Origin of the sequence: Streptomyces sp. CY-1, from assembly GCF_047218265.1 — a bacterium.
GTDB classification, from domain to species: Bacteria; Actinomycetota; Actinomycetes; order Streptomycetales; family Streptomycetaceae; genus Streptomyces; species Streptomyces niphimycinicus.
The window spans coordinates 9,154,892-9,170,527 of the sequence record NZ_CP178393.1; the positions used below are offsets into that span (position 1 = coordinate 9,154,892).

General features: G+C 71.8%; 14 protein-coding genes. 7 read left to right on the forward strand and 7 right to left on the reverse strand.

Translation table 11 applies throughout. From position 1 onward, the window contains the following. Nucleotides 1-149 precede the first annotated feature (149 nt). On the forward strand, nt 150-1,613 hold the full coding sequence (locus tag ACK1X7_RS39385) for a GuaB1 family IMP dehydrogenase-related protein (protein ID WP_413116389.1): 1,464 nt from the start codon (nt 150-152) through the stop codon (nt 1,611-1,613). A gap of 106 nt (nt 1,614-1,719) precedes the next feature. Here the strand turns inward: ACK1X7_RS39385 and ACK1X7_RS39390 are convergent, their stop codons facing one another. Further along, nucleotides 1,720-2,370, reverse strand: coding sequence for a DUF2637 domain-containing protein (locus ACK1X7_RS39390; RefSeq protein ID WP_385143016.1), 651 nt, complete (start codon nt 2,368-2,370; stop codon nt 1,720-1,722). A 107-nt stretch (nt 2,371-2,477) separates the two neighbouring features. Next, nucleotides 2,478-2,684 (reverse strand): hypothetical protein, encoded by a 207-nt coding sequence (locus ACK1X7_RS39395; protein WP_385143019.1) that lies wholly within the window; start codon nt 2,682-2,684, stop codon nt 2,478-2,480. Nucleotides 2,685-2,985: 301 nt separating this feature from the next. Between ACK1X7_RS39395 and ACK1X7_RS39400 the strand changes: the two genes are divergently transcribed. The 4 genes from ACK1X7_RS39400 to ACK1X7_RS39415 all read left to right on the forward strand — a co-directional run bounded on the left by ACK1X7_RS39400 (nt 2,986) and on the right by ACK1X7_RS39415 (nt 7,722). After that, nucleotides 2,986-4,458 (forward strand): amino acid permease, encoded by a 1,473-nt coding sequence (locus ACK1X7_RS39400; RefSeq protein ID WP_385143022.1) that lies wholly within the window; start codon nt 2,986-2,988, stop codon nt 4,456-4,458. A gap of 10 nt (nt 4,459-4,468) precedes the next feature. Further along, a complete protein-coding gene (locus ACK1X7_RS39405; protein WP_059145749.1) occupies nt 4,469-4,924 on the forward strand; it encodes an Lrp/AsnC family transcriptional regulator in 456 nt (151 codons plus the stop codon). A 191-nt stretch (nt 4,925-5,115) separates the two neighbouring features. Then, nucleotides 5,116-5,916, forward strand: coding sequence for a carbon-nitrogen hydrolase family protein (locus tag ACK1X7_RS39410; RefSeq protein WP_390793499.1), 801 nt, complete (start codon nt 5,116-5,118; stop codon nt 5,914-5,916). A 96-nt stretch (nt 5,917-6,012) separates the two neighbouring features. After that, nucleotides 6,013-7,722: a flavin monoamine oxidase family protein gene (locus ACK1X7_RS39415; protein WP_413116390.1), complete on the forward strand. Its 1,710-nt coding sequence runs from the start codon at nt 6,013-6,015 to the stop codon at nt 7,720-7,722. A 115-nt stretch (nt 7,723-7,837) separates the two neighbouring features. On the opposite strand, the gene ACK1X7_RS39420 is transcribed toward ACK1X7_RS39415, so the two are convergent. Both ACK1X7_RS39420 and ACK1X7_RS39425 read right to left on the reverse strand, forming a co-directional pair. Further along, nucleotides 7,838-8,536, reverse strand: coding sequence for a DUF5995 family protein (locus tag ACK1X7_RS39420; protein WP_385143031.1), 699 nt, complete (start codon nt 8,534-8,536; stop codon nt 7,838-7,840). An 89-nt stretch (nt 8,537-8,625) separates the two neighbouring features. Next, entirely contained in the window at nt 8,626-9,510 is an 885-nt protein-coding gene (locus ACK1X7_RS39425; protein WP_413116391.1) for an NAD-dependent epimerase/dehydratase family protein, read from the reverse strand. A 129-nt stretch (nt 9,511-9,639) separates the two neighbouring features. On the opposite strand from ACK1X7_RS39425, the gene ACK1X7_RS39430 reads away from it, so the two are divergent. Then, complete coding sequence (locus ACK1X7_RS39430; protein WP_390793498.1) at nt 9,640-10,497, forward strand: helix-turn-helix transcriptional regulator; 858 nt, start codon at nt 9,640-9,642, stop codon at nt 10,495-10,497. 12 nt (nt 10,498-10,509) lie between these two features. Here the strand turns inward: ACK1X7_RS39430 and ACK1X7_RS39435 are convergent, their stop codons facing one another. From ACK1X7_RS39435 to ACK1X7_RS39445, 3 genes are all read right to left on the reverse strand, one after another. Continuing rightward, nucleotides 10,510-11,892 (reverse strand): uracil-xanthine permease family protein, encoded by a 1,383-nt coding sequence (locus ACK1X7_RS39435; protein ID WP_390793497.1) that lies wholly within the window; start codon nt 11,890-11,892, stop codon nt 10,510-10,512. A gap of 69 nt (nt 11,893-11,961) precedes the next feature. Next, the gene (locus ACK1X7_RS39440; RefSeq protein ID WP_385143041.1) at nt 11,962-12,837 is read right to left on the reverse strand and encodes an isocitrate lyase/PEP mutase family protein; all 876 of its coding nucleotides are present in this window, start codon (nt 12,835-12,837) and stop codon (nt 11,962-11,964) included. A gap of 84 nt (nt 12,838-12,921) precedes the next feature. Continuing rightward, nucleotides 12,922-14,154: an MFS transporter gene (locus ACK1X7_RS39445; protein ID WP_385143044.1), complete on the reverse strand. Its 1,233-nt coding sequence runs from the start codon at nt 14,152-14,154 to the stop codon at nt 12,922-12,924. 112 nt (nt 14,155-14,266) lie between these two features. Here ACK1X7_RS39445 and ACK1X7_RS39450 point away from each other — a divergent pair, with 112 nt between their 5' ends. Next, nucleotides 14,267-15,493 (forward strand): ROK family transcriptional regulator, encoded by a 1,227-nt coding sequence (locus tag ACK1X7_RS39450; protein WP_385143047.1) that lies wholly within the window; start codon nt 14,267-14,269, stop codon nt 15,491-15,493. Nucleotides 15,494-15,636 lie beyond the last annotated feature (143 nt).

Below are 15,636 nucleotides of genomic sequence, written 5' to 3' on the forward strand. Positions count from 1 at the left end.
TCGGGTAGCGTTTCGATGTAAGGCAGGTTGCCTGTCGGCACCGGAGCAGCCCCCGCAGCGCCTCTTTGGAGGAGTCTACGAATGCGGGGGTGTTTTGTTGTGTCGCCATGGGAGTGACCTGCGTCGTTTCGCGTGAAAATGTGAGGCTCATGCGTTTCCTCGAGCCCGGTACGGGGCGCCACGTGGAATCTTCCCCGGTTCCCTACGACCTGACGTACGACGATGTGTTCATGGTGCCGAGCCGCTCCGCGGTCGGCTCCCGCCAGGGCGTGGACCTGGCCTCACCCGACGGCACCGGCACCACCATTCCACTCGTCGTCGCCAACATGACCGCGATCGCCGGCCGCCGCATGGCCGAGACGGTCGCCCGTCGCGGCGGCCTCGTCGTCATTCCGCAGGACATCCCGATCGACGTCGTCACCGACGTGGTCCGCTGGGTCAAGAGCCGCGATCTGGTGCTGGACACCCCGATCGTCCTCGCTCCGACCGGCACCGTCGCCGACGCGCTGTCGCTGCTGCCCAAGCGGGCACACGGCGCGGGTGTGGTGGTCGAGGACGGGCGTCCGGTGGGCGTGGTGACCGAGTCCGACCTGACCGGCGTGGACCGCTTCACCCAGCTCTCCGAGGTGATGTCGCGCGAGCTGATGGTGCTCGACGCCGCCATCGACCCCCAGGAGGCGTTCAACCGCCTCGACGCCGCCCACCGCAAGCTCGCCCCCGCCGTCGACGCGAACGGGAAGCTGGCGGGCATCCTGACCCGCAAGGGCGCGCTGCGCGCGACGCTCTACAAGCCCGCGGTGGACGCGGGCGGCCGACTGCGGATCGCGGCCGCCGTCGGGGTCAACGGCGATCTGGAGGGCCGTACGAAGGCGCTCCTGGACGCCGGGGTGGACGCCCTCGTCGTGGACACCGCCCACGGCCACCAGGAGTCGATGATCACCGCGCTCAAGGCGGTCCGGAGCCTTGGTCCGCGGGTGCCGGTGGTGGCGGGCAACGTGGTCGCCGCCGAGGGCGTGCGCGACCTCATCGAGGCCGGTGCCGACATCATCAAGGTCGGCGTCGGGCCGGGCGCGATGTGCACCACCCGCATGATGACCGGCGTGGGCCGGCCGCAGTTCTCCGCGGTGCTGGAATGCGCCGCCGAGGCACGGAAGTTCGGCAAGCACATCTGGGCGGACGGCGGCATCCGGCACCCCCGCGACGTCGCCATGGCGCTCGCCGCCGGGGCGTCCAACGTCATGGTCGGCTCCTGGTTCGCGGGCACGTACGAATCGCCCGGCGACCTCCAGCACACCGCCGACGGCCGGCCGTACAAGGAGAGCTTCGGCATGGCCTCGGCACGCGCGGTGCGCAACCGCACCAGCGACGAGTCGGCCTACGAGCGGGCCCGCAAGGGGCTGTTCGAGGAGGGCATCTCCACTTCGCGGATGTTCCTGGACCCGGCCCGGCCGGGAGTCGAGGACCTGATCGACTCGATCATCGCGGGTGTGCGCAGCTCCTGCACCTACGCGGGCGCCGGGTCGCTGGAGGAGTTCCACGAGCGGGCCGTGGTGGGCGTGCAGAGCGCCGCGGGCTACGCGGAGGGCAAGCCGCTCCACGCAAGCTGGGACTGAGGCTCAGGAGTTCGGCCCGCTCCGGAGGCGGACCGAGCCCCCAAACACCACAGCCCCCACTCGGCTCGGGTGAGTGGGGGCTGTGGTGGTGTGTCGCGACGCGGTCTCACCTCGCCAGTCCGCGCTCACCCCGGGTGCGGGGCAGCGCGTGGCGCGGCGGGCTGGTGAGGGTGATCTGCCGGACCAACTGGTGGAACGAGACCAGCGCGGCGACCGGGGGAAGACCGGCCACGGCCATGCTGGGCGCGTTCCTCGGGGCGTGTGCGACGCACAGGAACACCGCGATGGTGGAGAAGAGCACCACCACGGCCCATGAGTGCGCCGCGCCCCGGCGGTGCAGGGCGGCCCGCAGCACCGACAGCGAGGCGACCAGCCAGGGCCCGTAGACCAGCAGGGGCCACCACGCCGCCATGGACTCCGAGGTGCTAGGGGAGGCCAGATAGCGCAGCGGGCGGTAGGAGATCATTCCGCCGAGCACGCTCAGCATGGCGACGATGACCGTGGTGACCGCCGCGAAGATCAGGCTGATCACATGCAGCCACGGCAGCGTCGGCAGCCGGAAGCGGACCCGGCGGCGCTTGCCGCGCCCCCGCACATGCGTGGGGGAGGGGGTGTGGAGCGGGGCGACCGGTCCGATGGGGCCGGTGGTGTGCACCGGCTCCTCGGGGGAGGTCGTCTGGAGCAGCCGGGCCAGGTCTCCCTCCAGGTCCCAGCGGCCCTCGATGCTCTCCGGGTCGGGCAGGGGGAAAGGATTCATCTCATAATCGGCTGCCGCCTCGTAACGCTCCCCGGGAGGGGGCGGGGGGGCGTGCCGGTGGCCGGTGGGTGGGGGCCCGTAGCCGCCCGGCCTCGGCTCGGTGTACGTCATGCCTTGACGCCCGGTTCCGGCGTATCGGACCGCTGGAGGAAGTCCGCCTCGATCCGGCCCAGCGCCCGGAGGAAGTCCTCCCAGACTCTCGCGCAGTATTCGAGCGGATAGCGCTCGCTGTCACCCCCCTGGTTTGGGGGCCGGAACACGGGTTCGGCACTGAGGCGGGAGTGATCGGGTGGTTGCAGGCTGTCAGTGGTCACGTCCCCACCAACGACCGCTAAAATGGTGCAGTATCGCGGCATTCGGGTGAAACGAGCGCTGACTCGCGCAGTGTCTCGCAACGATTCCCCGCCGAGCGCCCCCGCGCGCAACGTTGCCACGGGGATGCGCAACCATGGTGCATTACGGCCGTCGGCGGACGGCTCATAGGGTCTTGCGCTGACGTGGAGTGGCGGGGACCGACTGCTCGGCGATTCCCACCTGCGGGTTTGCTCTTCGGGCACCCGTATGTCCGCAGTCGGTCGCCCACCACCCGATGGCAGCGATTAAGGAGCCACCCCTGTGTTGGAGCACGGCGCAGCACCGTCCGCCACCCAGCAACCGGAACCAGACCCTCCGGTCGGCGGGCTGGGCGCCCGGCTGATGCGGCGCAAGCCGGTGGAGCGGCTGGTCGCCGAGGGCGGCCGGGGCGAGGGCGGCAGTCTGCGGCGCTCCATGGGCATGTGGCAGCTCACCATGATCAGCATCGGGGCCACCCTGGGCACCGGCATCTTCGTGGTGCTCGGCGAGGCCGTGCCGGACGCCGGTCCCGCGGTCGTCGTGTCGTTCGTCATCGCCGGGCTCACCGCGCTGTTCTCCGCGCTCTCGTACGCCGAACTGGCGGGCACCATCCCCGTCTCCGGCTCCTCCTACTCCTATGCCTACGCCACGATGGGCGAGCTGATCGCCTGGGTCTGCGGCTGGTGTCTGATCCTGGAGTACGGCGTCTCGGTGGCGGCCGTCGCCGTCGGCTGGGGCGAGTACCTCAACGAACTGCTCGACGGCACGCTCGGCGTCACCATCCCCGACGCCCTGGCCGCCCCGCCCGGCGACGGCGGGATCTTCAATCTGCCCGCCCTGCTCGTGGTGCTGCTGGCCATGGCGTTCCTGCTGGGCGGCGCCAAGGAGAGCGCCCGCGCCAACACGGTCATGGTGGCCGTGAAGATCACGGCACTGATCCTCTTCTGCGCCGTCGCCTTCACCGGCATCCGGGCCGGCAACTACACCCCGTTCATGCCGCTGGGCATGGCGGGCGTCAGCGCCGCCGGCGCCACCCTCTTCTTCTCCTACATCGGCTTCGACGCCGCCTCCACCGCCGGTGAGGAGGCCAAGAACCCCCAGCGCGACCTGCCCCGCGCGATCATGCTCTCGCTGATCATCGTCACCGCGCTGTACTGCCTGGTCGCCGCCGTCGCGGTGGGCGCCCTGCCGTGGAAGAAGTTCTCCGGCTCCGAGGCCGCGCTCGCCTCGATCATGAAGGATGTCACCGGACAGGACGTCTGGGCCGTGCTGCTGGCCGCCGGAGCGGTCGTCGCGATCGCCTCCGTGGTGCTGACCGTGCTCTACGGCCAGACCCGCATCCTCTTCGCGATGTCCCGGGACGGGCTGGTGCCCAAGGTCTTCTCCACCGTCCACGCCAGGACCGGGGTGCCCCGCGCCAACACCGTGATCGTCTCGCTCTTCTGCGGGGTCCTGGCCGCCGCGATCCCGCTCGGCCAGCTCGCCGACGCCACCAGCATCGGCACCCTCTTCGCCTTCGCGCTGGTCAACATCGCCGTGATCGTGCTGCGCCGGACCCGGCCCGAAATGCCCCGCACCTTCCGGGTGCCGCTGTCCCCGCTCTTCCCGGTGATCGGCTTCGCGCTGTGTCTGTGGATGATGGGCAGCCTCCAGTTCGTGACCTGGGTGGTGTTCGGCTGCTGGATGGCCGTCGGCCTTGTGCTGTACTTCGCATACGGCTTGCGCCGATCCCGACTGGCCACAGCAGAGAAGTGATTGCCCCCCAGTGCGACTGAATGATCTCGACGAACGCATCGTCCACGCCCTCGCCGAGGACGCCCGCCGCTCCTACGCCGACATCGGCGAGCTGGTCGGACTGTCCGCGCCCGCCGTCAAACGGCGGGTGGACCGGCTGCGCGCGGAGGGAGCCATCACCGGCTTCACGGTGCGGGTCGACCCGGTGGCGCTGGGCTGGGAGACCGAGGGCTTCATCGAGCTGTACTGCCGCCACAACACCTCGCCGGACGCCATCCGCCGGGGCCTGTCGCGCTATCCCGAGGTGGTGTCCGCGTCGACCGTCACCGGCGACGCGGACGCCGTCGTCCAGGTCTTCGCCTCCGATATGCGCCACTTCGAGCGGGTGCTGGAGCGGATCGCGGGGGAGGCGTTCGTGGAGCGCACCAAGTCCGTACTGGTGCTCTCGCCCCTGCTGCGGCGGTTCAGCTCGGGTGCGCCGACGTAGGCGCTCCGCTGGACGTGCCGTGATGTGCCGTTGATCGTCCGCGGCGCCATCGTGGGGCATGCGCAATGAATCGACGCGCACCGATCCCCATGCGTCATGAATCGACGCCGGACGCAACGAAGCCGTCTTGTTGGGCGATCCGGAGGCAACGTACTGTTTTTATGCCCGTACCCCTCCCCTCAAGGTCTGCCATGTCGCCGCTGCGCACCGCCCTGCTCCAGAACTCCGGTCACCCCGGCGATCCCGCCGGAAACCTCAAGGTCCTCGACGAGGCCGCCGCCAGTGCGGCCGCCGACGGGGCCGGGCTGCTGGTCACCGCGGAGATGTTCCTCACGGGATACGCGATCGGCGGCGGCGGTGTACGGGAGCTGGCCGAGCCCGCCGACGGGCCCAGCGGCCGGGCCGTGGCCGAGATCGCCGCGACGCACGGTCTCGCCATCCTCTACGGCTACCCCGAGAGCCACGAGGGCGCGGTGTACAACTCCGCACGGCTCGTGGGCGCGGACGGCGCCGAGCTGGCCAACTACCGAAAGTCCCATCTCTACGGCTGCTTCGAGCGGGGGTCGTTCACCCCCGGTGAGGTCCCCGTCGTCCAGGCCACCCTCGGCGAGCTGACCGTCGGCATCCTGATCTGCTACGACGTCGAGTTCCCGGAGAACGTACGGGCCCATGCCCTGGCCGGGACCGATCTGCTGCTGGTGCCCACCGCGCAGATGCACCCCTTCGAGTTCGTCGCCGAATCGGTGATTCCGGTGCGGGCCTTCGAGAGCCAGATGTATATCGCCTACGTCAACCGCAGTGGTGTCGAGGGCGAGTTCGACTTCGTCGGCCTGAGCTGTCTGGCCGGGCCCGACGGCGCCACCTGTCTGCGCGCCGGCCGCGGCGAGGAACTCCTCCTCGGCGATGTCGCCCCCAAGCTGCTGAGCACCTCGCGCCGGATCAACCCGTATCTGCGCGACCGCCGCCCCGGTCTGTACTCCTCCCTCGGCTGAACCGTCCTCGGCCGATCCCTCCTCACCTGATCAGCCCGGCCCCCCGCCGTACCCGAAACACGCTCTGAGCACCAACCAGCAAGGAATCCGTACCCCATGACGTCCACGGTGCCCACCGCCGTCCATGACGAGCAGGAAACGCGGGCCCAGCAGGCCCTTCCACCCATGACCATGTTCGGCCCGGACTTCCCCTACGCCTACGACGACTTCCTCGCCCACCCGGCGGGCCTGGGACAGATACCCGCGACCGAGCACGGCGCCGAGGTCGCGGTCGTCGGCGGCGGTCTCTCCGGCCTCGTCACCGCGTACGAGCTGATGAAGATGGGCCTGAGGCCGGTGGTCTACGAGGCCGACCGGATCGGCGGACGGCTGCGCACCGTCGGCTTCGACGGCTGTGACGACACGCTGACCGCCGAGATGGGCGCGATGCGCTTCCCGCCGTCCTCCACCGCCCTCCAGCACTACATCGACCTGGTGGGCCTGAAGACCCAGCCGTTCCCCAACCCGCTCGCCCCCGACACCCCCTCGACCGTCGTCGACCTCAAGGGCGAGTCCCACTACGCCCGCACCATCGACGATCTGCCGCCGGTCTACCGCGAGGTGGCCGACGCCTGGAACGCCTGCCTGGAGGAGGGCGCGGACTTCTCGGACATGAACCGCGCCATCCGCGAGCGCGACGTCCCCCGGATCCGGGAGATCTGGTCGCGGCTGGTCGAGAAGCTGGACAACCAGACCTTCTACGGCTTCCTCTGCGACTCCGCGGCCTTCACCTCCTTCCGCCACCGGGAGATCTTCGGCCAGGTCGGCTTCGGCACCGGCGGCTGGGACACCGACTTCCCCAACTCCATCCTGGAGATCCTGCGGGTCGTCTACACCGAGGCCGACGACCACCACCGCGGCATCGTCGGCGGCAGCCAGCAACTGCCGCTGCGGCTGTGGGAGCGCGAGCCCGAGAAGATCGTCCACTGGCCCCAGGGCACCTCGCTGTCCTCGCTGCACGGCGGTGCGCCCCGCCCGGCCGTGACCCGGCTGCACCGGGCCGCGGGCGACCGCGTCGTGGTGACGGACGCGAGCGGCGACATCCGCTCGTACCCGGCGGTGGTCTTCACCGCGCAGTCCTGGATGTTGCTCTCCAAGATCGACTGCGATGACTCGCTCTTCCCGATCGACCACTGGACGGCGATCGAGCGCACCCACTACATGGAGTCCAGCAAGCTCTTCGTGCCGGTGGACCGGCCGTTCTGGCTGGACAAGGACGAGATCACCGGCCGGGACACGATGAGCATGACGCTCACCGACCGGATGACCCGCGGCACCTATCTGCTGGACGACGGCCCGGACCGGCCCGCCGTCATCTGCCTCTCCTACACCTGGTGCGACGACAGCCTCAAGTGGCTGCCGCTGTCGGCGAACGAGCGGATGGAGGTCATGCTCAAGTCGCTCTCGGAGATCTATCCGAACGTCGACATCCGCAAGCACATCATCGGCAGCCCGGTCACCGTGTCCTGGGAGAACGAGCCCTACTTCATGGGTGCGTTCAAGGCCAATCTGCCCGGCCACTACCGCTACCAGCGCCGGTTGTTCACCCACTTCATGCAGGACCGGCTGCCCGCCGACAAGCGCGGCATCTTCCTCGCGGGCGACGACATCTCCTGGACGGCGGGCTGGGCCGAGGGTGCCATCCAGACCGCGCTCAACGCGGTGTGGGGAGTCATGCACCAGTTCGGCGGCGGCACCGACCCGAAGAACCCCGGGCCGGGCGATCTGTACGACGAGATCGCGCCCGTCGAACTCCCCGAGGACTGAGCCGGTCCCAGGACTGTGACGCCGACGGCAGGTCATGAGGCCGTCGGCGGGCCGCTTACGCCGTGGGCGGGCCGCTTACGCCGTCGGCGGGCCGCCTACGCCGTCGGCGGGCCGCCTACGTCGCCGGCAGAGGAGTGAGCAGAAAGCGCCCGACCAGGCCCACGGTCGTATCGACGCGCTCCGCGAACTCCTCCGCCAGCTCCGGCACCCCGCGCAGCCCCCACAGCGCGCGGAACGCCGCCCATGCGGCGTCCCGCGCCTTCTCCAGGCTCCAGGAGCCCAGGAGATGGGTGAGCGGATCGGCCACGTCCAGCAGGTCGGGGCCGGGCATCAGCTCCTCCCGGATCCGCTCCTCGATCCCCGTGAGCAGCGCGCCGATCCGGTCGAAGTCGCCCTCCAGGGCGTCCGGTTCGAGATCCCGGGCCCGGCAGGTGTCCAGCAGCGCGAGCGCCAGGTCATGGCCGATATGGGCGTTGATCCCGGCGAGCGCGAACTGCACCGGGCGGACCGCCGGATGGCCCCGCAACTGGAACAGCGGCCGCCAGCAGGCGGGCGGCCGCCCGCCCGTGGCCACCGCGTCGACCGCCGCCAGATAGCGCCCGGCGAACCGCACGTCCAGCTCCTCGGTGGCGGACGGGTCGTGGAAGTACCCGTCCGCGAGCCGGCGGCCGACCTCCTCGGTGACCGACAGATACACCCCGTTGAAGACCGCCACCCCGTCTCCCGGCGGCAGCGCCGCGCCGAGCGCGCTCATGCGCGCCAGAACGCTTCTCACGGTGCGCGGCGCGAGCCGCGCGTGCGTGGGCATCGTCATGGACGCCAGAGTGGCAGGCCGGACCGGTACGGTCCCTGCCGTACGCCGCCGCTTCCCCTGGACGGTCTAACGCCCCGTCAACCGCCGTATCACAGCACCCCCGCGTCGCGGGCCGTCCAGATCGACGGGTACAGCGGCCGCCAGCCCAGCTCGTCGCGGAGCCGGAGGTTGGAGGTGATCCCGGACCAGGGGTCGTCGTCCGTCCGCCCGGTCATGCCCTCGGGCAGCGGCGCGCCCATGAGCTGGTGCAGTTCGGCGGCGGTCGTCGGGGCGTCGTCGACGATGTTGTACTTGCGGCCCGACACCGAGCCGCCGGCCGTGCCGCCCGGTGCGCGCAGCAGCCGCAGCAGCGCCTGGATGACATCCGCGTGGTGGACCATGGCGAGCCGCTTGCTCCCGGCCCAGTTCGCCGCGTGCGGCAGAAAGTTCGCCACATGCGGATCGCCGTCCCCGTACACGAAGGCCAGGCTGCCGATCCGCAGGTCGAGGCCGTGCTCGCGGTGCAGCGCCAGCAACTCCCGCTCCGCCTCCGCCTTCGAGGCGGGGTAGGCGCCCCACAGCAGCCCGCCGGGCACGCTCTCGTCATCCTCCGTGAACGGCCGCCCGCGCGAGGCGCCGTACACCAGATTGGTGCTGACCTGGAGGAACCGGCTCGTCCCGGCCTCGACCGCGGCCCGCCCGAGAGCGACCGCCGCGTCCCGGTTGACCGCCCACGCCTCCTCGTCCGGCACCCCGCGGAAGGCCGCCGCGATGTTGACCACGGCGTGCACCCCCTCCATGGCCCTCCGCAGATCCTTCTCCTCGCGCAGATCACCCACGGTGAGCTGGGCGCCCTGGGCGGCGAAGGGCGCACCGCGCTCCTCGTCGCGCACCAGCACCCGTACCTCGGTACCGGCCGCGGGCCGCTCCAGCAGCCGCTTGGTGAACCGCCGTCCCACCTGGCCGGTCGCACCCGTCACCAGAATCAAGGGCATCAGCATCCGCCTTTCGTCTCGTTCGCTCGGCCTCAGCCTGCGGCGGCATCGGCGGGGCCGGGAGAGACCTCCTCATCCAGGGATCGGCAGACCCTGGATACGCGGCGCGGGCCCGGCGACCATGGGAGCGTGCATCGATCGGAACTCGCGGACTTCCTGCGCCGCTGCCGTGCCCGTCTCGGCCCCGCAGAGGTGGGTCTGACACCCGGCCCCCGGCGCCGTACGCCCGGACTGCGCCGGGAGGAGGTGGCCCAGCTCGCGGGCATGTCGCCGGACTACTACACCCGGCTGGAGCAGGCCCGCGGCCCGCGCCCGTCCCGCCAGATGCTGACCGCGCTGGCCCGGGCGCTGCGGCTCACCGATGACGAGCGCGACCATCTCTTCCACCTGGTGGGGGAGGAGCCGCCGCGCGACCGCCGCACCTCGGAGCATGTGCGGCCCGGTCTGCTCAGGGTGCTGGACCGGCTGTACGACACCCCGGCCCAGGTGATCACCGACTGGGGCGAGGTGCTGGCGCAGAACGCGATGGCGGCGGCGCTGGTCGGCGACATCACGGCGCGGCCGCTGGGCGACCGCAATATCGTCCGGAGCTTCTTCACCCGGCCCGACGCCGCCTCCGGCGCCCCGGGGATCTTCCCGAGCGAGGAGATCGAGGAGCACGCCCGGCTGCATGTGGCCAACCTCCGCGCCGTGTTCGCGGCCCGCCCCGACGACCCGGGCCCGGCGGCCCTGGTGGCCGAACTGCTGTCGGTGAGCGCGGAGTTCGCGGCGCTGTGGGAGGCCCATGAGGTGGCCGTACGGCACTCCTCGGTCAAGCGGTTCGTCCACCCGGTGGTGGGCGTGATGGAGCTGGACTGCGAGGTCCTGCTGAGTTCGGAGCACGCCCAGCGGCTGATCGTCCACACGGCCCGCCCGGGCAGCGAGTCCGCCGAGCGGCTCGAACTGCTCCGGGTGGTGGGCCTTCAGGACCTCGCCCCGCGGGGGTAAGTCCTCCAGCTATCAGGCGGGCCGGTCGTCGTCGTATCCGCTGGTGCCCGCGTCCAGCAGGGGCTCCTGCGGCTTCAGATGGGCCGGGGCCAGGGCGCGCAGGACGTGGTAGCCGAGCAGCACCACGATCGTGCCGAGGGCGATCCCGCCCAGCTCGAAGTTCTGGCCGATCTTCAGGCTGACGCCGCCGACGCCGATGATGACGCCCGCCGCGACCGGCACCAGATTGAGCGGATTGCGCAGGTCCACCTTGTTGTGCACCCAGATCTGCGCACCGAGCAGCCCGATCATGCCGTAGAGGATGACGGTGATCCCGCCCAGCACCCCGCCCGGTACCGCCGCCACCACCGCGCCGAACTTCGGGCAGAGCCCGAAGAGCAGCGCGAAGCCCGCGGCCGCCCAGTAGGCGGCGGTGGAGTACACCCGGGTGGCCGCCATGACCCCGATGTTCTCGGAGTACGTCGTATTGGCCGGGCCGCCGACCGAGGTGGAGATCATGGTCGCGGCGCCGTCCGCGGCGATCGCCGTACCGAGCTGGTCGTCGAGCGGATCGCCGATCATCTCGCCGACCGCCTTCACATGCCCGGCGTTCTCGGCGATCAGCGCGATCACCACCGGCAGCGCCACCAGCACCGCCGACCAGTGGAAGCTGGGCGCGTGCAGGGACGGCAGACCGATCCAGTCCGCCTTGCCCACACCGGACAGATCCAGCCGCCAGTGGTCGGTGACCCGTCCGCTGCCGTCGATCGAGTGGATCCTGCCGAAGACGCGGTCGAAGACCCAGGAGACCGCATAGCCGAAGACCAGCCCCAGGAAGATCGCGATACGCGACCAGAAGCCCCGCAGACAGACCACCGCCGCCCCGGTGAGCAGCATCGTCAGCAGCGCGGTCCACTGATCGGCGGGCCAGTACGTACCGGCGGTCACCGGTGCGAGATTGAACCCGATCAGCATGACCACCGCGCCGGTCACCACCGGCGGCATCGCCGCGTGAATGATCCGGGCGCCGAACTTCCGTACCGCCAGACCGCTCAGCAGCAGCACCCCGCCGACCACCAGGATCGCCCCGGTGACGGCGGCACTGCCGCCGCCCTGCGCCCTGATCGCGGCGGCCACCCCGACGAACGACAGGCTGCACCCCAGATAGCTGGGGATCCGGCCGCGGGTCGCCAGCAGAAAGAGGATGGTCGCGACGCCGGACATCATGATCGCGAGATTGGGGTCGAGCCCCATCAGCACCGGGGCGACAAAGCTGGCCCCGAACATGGCCACGACATGCTGTGCGCCGAGTCCCGCCGTCCTCGGCCATGACAGCCGCTCATCCGGCCTGACGACGGCGCGGGGGGCGGGGGTACGCCCATCACCGTGCAGGGTCCAGCGCACGCCGAGGCCCATGACTGCTCCACTTCATCGCTACGGGGAATTCGCAGCAATGTTAGTTGGCCGAAAATGTGTGCCTTGCAGCTATGTGGCGGTGCTCTCGGTGACGTCCTCGGTGAAGTCCTCGGCCAGTGACTGGGCCTCGGCGTAGGAGGGCAGGTCGGCGGCCTGATGGGCGGGGGCGGGGGCGTCGGGGTGGGCGATCGTCCAGGCCAGTTCGACGGCGCGGTCCAGGGCGGCCCGGAAGAGCAGCGAACCGCAACTGATCCGCCGCACCCCGAGCTCCGCGAGCCGCTCATAGGTGTGGCGGCCGGGGGTGAAGAGGATGTTCAGCGGGATCTGACCGAGGTCGTCGGCCAGTGCGCCGATGTCGTACTCATCGGTGAGCGCGGGCACGAAGATCCCGTCCGCGCCCGCTCGCACATACCCCTCGATGCGCTCGGCGGCGGCGGACAGCGAGGGCGGGGTGCCGCCCCCGATCGCGGCGAGCCAGTGGGTGTCGGTCCGCGCGTTCACGAACAGCCGGGGCACCCGCTCCTTGACGGCCGCGAGCACCGCGCACTGGTGGGCCAGCGGCGCGAGGGTGCCGTCGGGGCGGCCGTCCTCGATGTTCACGCCGACCACCCCGGCCCGGTCCAGCTCGGCCGCGAGCGCCGCGACCTCCTCGGGCCGCTCGCCGAACCCGCCCTCGATGTCGACGCTCACCAGCGCCGGGAGTCGGGCGATGCCGCGGGCGAGGGCGAGGTTCACATCGCGGGCGGCGCCCGTCGCGTCCGGCAGCCCGGCCGCCGCGGCCACGCCGAGGCTGGTGGTGCCGATGGCGGGGAACCCGCGCCGGACGAGGGCGGCGGCGGAGGCGTGGTCCCAGGCGTTGGGCAGCAGCAGGGGGCGCTCGCCGTGGTGGAGCCGGTGGAAGGCGGTGTGGCGGTCGGGCGCCGGGGCGCCGCTCATGTCGCTCATATCACCGACCGTAGAGCCGGATCACTTCGGCGCTCACCGAACAGTGGCGCCGCCCGGGACCGGCGCGCCTGCCCTCCCTTCCGGTCAGGGAAGCGAGGCCCGGGACGCGGACGGATCGGGGTCCACGGCGGGGCCCGCGGCGTCCGTCTCCGCCGGGGTCCGCAGCACCCCCGCCCCCGCCACCAGCCCCAGCGTCAACGTCGTGACCAGGCAGAACGAGATCGTCAGCGAGGTCAGGTCCGCGATCGAGCCCATCGCCGCCGGAGCGATCAGCCCCGAGGTGTACGTGATCGTGGCGACGCCCGCGATGGCCTGGCTCGGGGCCGGGCCGCTGCGCCCGGCGGCGGCGAAGGCCAGGGGCACCACGACCGCGATGCCCAGGCCGATGAGGCCGAATCCGGCGATGGCGAGGCCGGCGCCGGGGGCGGTGACCACCAGGATGCCGCCGACGGTGGCGAGGAGGCCGCCGGTCCGTACGGTCCGCACCGGCCCGAAGCGGCCCACCACCGCGTCCCCGATGAGCCGGGCACCGGCCATCGTGCAGGAGAAGGCGGTGGTGCAGGCGGCGGCGACACCGGGGGAGGAGTCCATGACATCGCGCAGATAGACCGCCGACCAGTCCAGGCTCGCCCCCTCGGCGAAGACCGCGCAGAATCCCACCGCGCCGATGATCAGCGCGGAGCGGGGCGGGAGGGCGAACCGGGGCGGCGGGTGCTCCTCGGGGGCGCTGCGCAGGTCGAGCACCCAGTGGCAGGCCACCGCCCCGAGCACCGTGAGGATCCCGGCGGCGATACCGAGGTGGAGCCGGGCGTCGGCCTCGGCGTGCGCGGCGATCGTGCCCGCCGCCGAGCCGGTGAGCGCTCCCGCGCTCCACATGCCGTGCAGCCCGGACATGATCGAACGGCCGAGGCGGTTCTCGACCTCCACACCGAGGGCGTTCATGGCGACGTCGGACGTCCCGGCCGTCGCGCCGAAGACGAACAGCACCCCGCACAGCCAGACCAGCCCTGGCGCCAGCGGCGGCATCACCAGCCAGGCCGTCCACAGGGCGAGCAGGCCGCGCAGCGCCGCGCGGGCGCCGAAGCGATGGCTGATCCGCCCGGCCAGGGGCATCGCGACCGAGGCGCCGATGGCGGGAAAGGCGAGCGCGAGGCCGAGCTGACCGGCGCTGAGGTCCAGCCGCTCCTGGATCCAGGGGATACGGGTGGCGAAGTTGCCGGTCACCGCGCCGTGCACGGCGAACACCGCGGCCACGGCGATCCGCGCCCGCCGTACGGGGCGCATCTCGGACGCCCCCGCTTCCTTGAGCCTGCCCATGCTTGTCGCACCCTCCCCGTAGCGCCGGCCCGTGCCGTGGTCCACGGGAAACTATCAGGAAGGGTCCCTGATAGATAGGGCTTTTCCCGTGGCCTTCTGGAAGGATCCCGGCATGACGTCGACGAGCGTGTCCGTGGCGGGCCGCACCGCCTCACCGAGTACGGCGCGGGCCATCAACGACCGCCTCGCCCTGCATCTGCTCAAGGACGAGGGGCCGTTGACCGCGGGGCAGCTCAAGTCGCTGACCGGGCTGTCCCGTCCCACCATCGCGGACTTGGTCGAGCGGCTGCGGCAGACCGGGCTGGTGGCGGTCGTGGGGGAGTCGGGCGCGGAGCGCCGGGGGCCCAACGCGCGGGTGTACGGGATCGTGGCCGACAGCGCGCATGTGGCCGGGGTCGACGTCCGTACGGACAGCGTGGCCGTATGCGTGGCCGATCTGCTGGGCCGGACCAAGGCGGAGGAGTCGCTTCCGGTGGCCCCGGACGGGGATCCGGCGCGTACCGTGGCGGCCGCGGTGGCCCTGGTGGAGCGGGCCGCCGAGCGGGCCGGGGCGGCGCGGCTGCATCACATCGGCATCGGGGTGCCCGGTCTCATCGACCCCGCCACCGGGGAGCTCAACTCCACCGGCGGACTGCCTTCCTGGCACCGCGAGCTGGCCACCGCGCTCCACGCCGACCTCGCGGCACCGGTGCTGCTGGAGAACGAGGTCAATCTCGCGGCCGTCGCCGAACAGCGGATGGGCACGGTGCGCGACCGCGACACCTTCGTCCTGCTGTGGCTCGGCCACGGCATCGGGGCGGCCGTGGTGCTCGACCGGGTGCTGCGGCGCGGGGCGTCCGGCGGCACCGGGGAGATCGGCTTTCTGCCGGTGCCGGGCACCTCGGGGCTGCCCTCCGCCACCGGCTGCGACGGCGGGTTCCACTCCCTGGTGAGCAGCGGCGCGGTCTGCGAACTCGCCCAGGAGCACGGTCTGGAGACCGCGGCGGGCGGCGAACGCGGGGCGGGGACGGAGGGCTCCGGCGCGGCCGAGGCGGCAATCCGCGCGGCCCTCGACGCGGGGGAGCGCGGCGAGGCGTTCCTGGACGCGCTGGCGGCCCGTATCGCGCTGGGCGTCGCGGCGATCTGCGCGGTGCTCGACCCGGGGTGCGCGGTGCTCGGTGGTGAGGTCGGCCGGGCCGGGGGCGACGGGCTCGCCCGCCGCGTGGAGGACCATGTCGCGCGGCTGTCGCCGCTGCGGACGCGGGTGCGCGCGGGGGTCGTCGGCGGCGGCGGGGTGTTGCGGGGCGCGGTGCTGACGGCGCTGGACGCGGCGCAGAACGAGCTGTTCGGCGCGCCGTAGCCCCTACCCCGCGGATCCTGCGGCGGCAGCCCCTTGAGGCCGGCGCGACGATCCGCCGGACAGGGGCTGGCCCGCCGGCCGGCGCCCTCCCGGGGTGAGGGCATTCTGTGCGATCTCTTGTCGTGCCCATGGAGCCGCCCTAC

Bases quoted from the DNA above. Each gene is read 5' to 3' on its own strand.
- ACK1X7_RS39415 (WP_413116390.1), top strand. From the start codon at position 6,013: ATGACGTCCACGGTGCCCACCGCCGTCCATGACGAGCAGGAAACGCGG.
- ACK1X7_RS39420 (WP_385143031.1), bottom strand. From the start codon at position 8,536: ATGACGATGCCCACGCACGCGCGGCTCGCGCCGCGCACCGTGAGAAGC.
- ACK1X7_RS39385 (WP_413116389.1), top strand. From the start codon at position 150: ATGCGTTTCCTCGAGCCCGGTACGGGGCGCCACGTGGAATCTTCCCCG.
- ACK1X7_RS39445 (WP_385143044.1), bottom strand. From the start codon at position 14,154: ATGGGCAGGCTCAAGGAAGCGGGGGCGTCCGAGATGCGCCCCGTACGG.
- ACK1X7_RS39435 (WP_390793497.1), bottom strand. From the start codon at position 11,892: ATGGGCCTCGGCGTGCGCTGGACCCTGCACGGTGATGGGCGTACCCCC.
- ACK1X7_RS39390 (WP_385143016.1), bottom strand. From the start codon at position 2,370: ATGAATCCTTTCCCCCTGCCCGACCCGGAGAGCATCGAGGGCCGCTGG.
- ACK1X7_RS39450 (WP_385143047.1), top strand. From the start codon at position 14,267: ATGACGTCGACGAGCGTGTCCGTGGCGGGCCGCACCGCCTCACCGAGT.
- ACK1X7_RS39440 (WP_385143041.1), bottom strand. From the start codon at position 12,837: ATGAGCGACATGAGCGGCGCCCCGGCGCCCGACCGCCACACCGCCTTC.
- ACK1X7_RS39410 (WP_390793499.1), top strand. From the start codon at position 5,116: ATGTCGCCGCTGCGCACCGCCCTGCTCCAGAACTCCGGTCACCCCGGC.
- ACK1X7_RS39425 (WP_413116391.1), bottom strand. From the start codon at position 9,510: ATGCCCTTGATTCTGGTGACGGGTGCGACCGGCCAGGTGGGACGGCGG.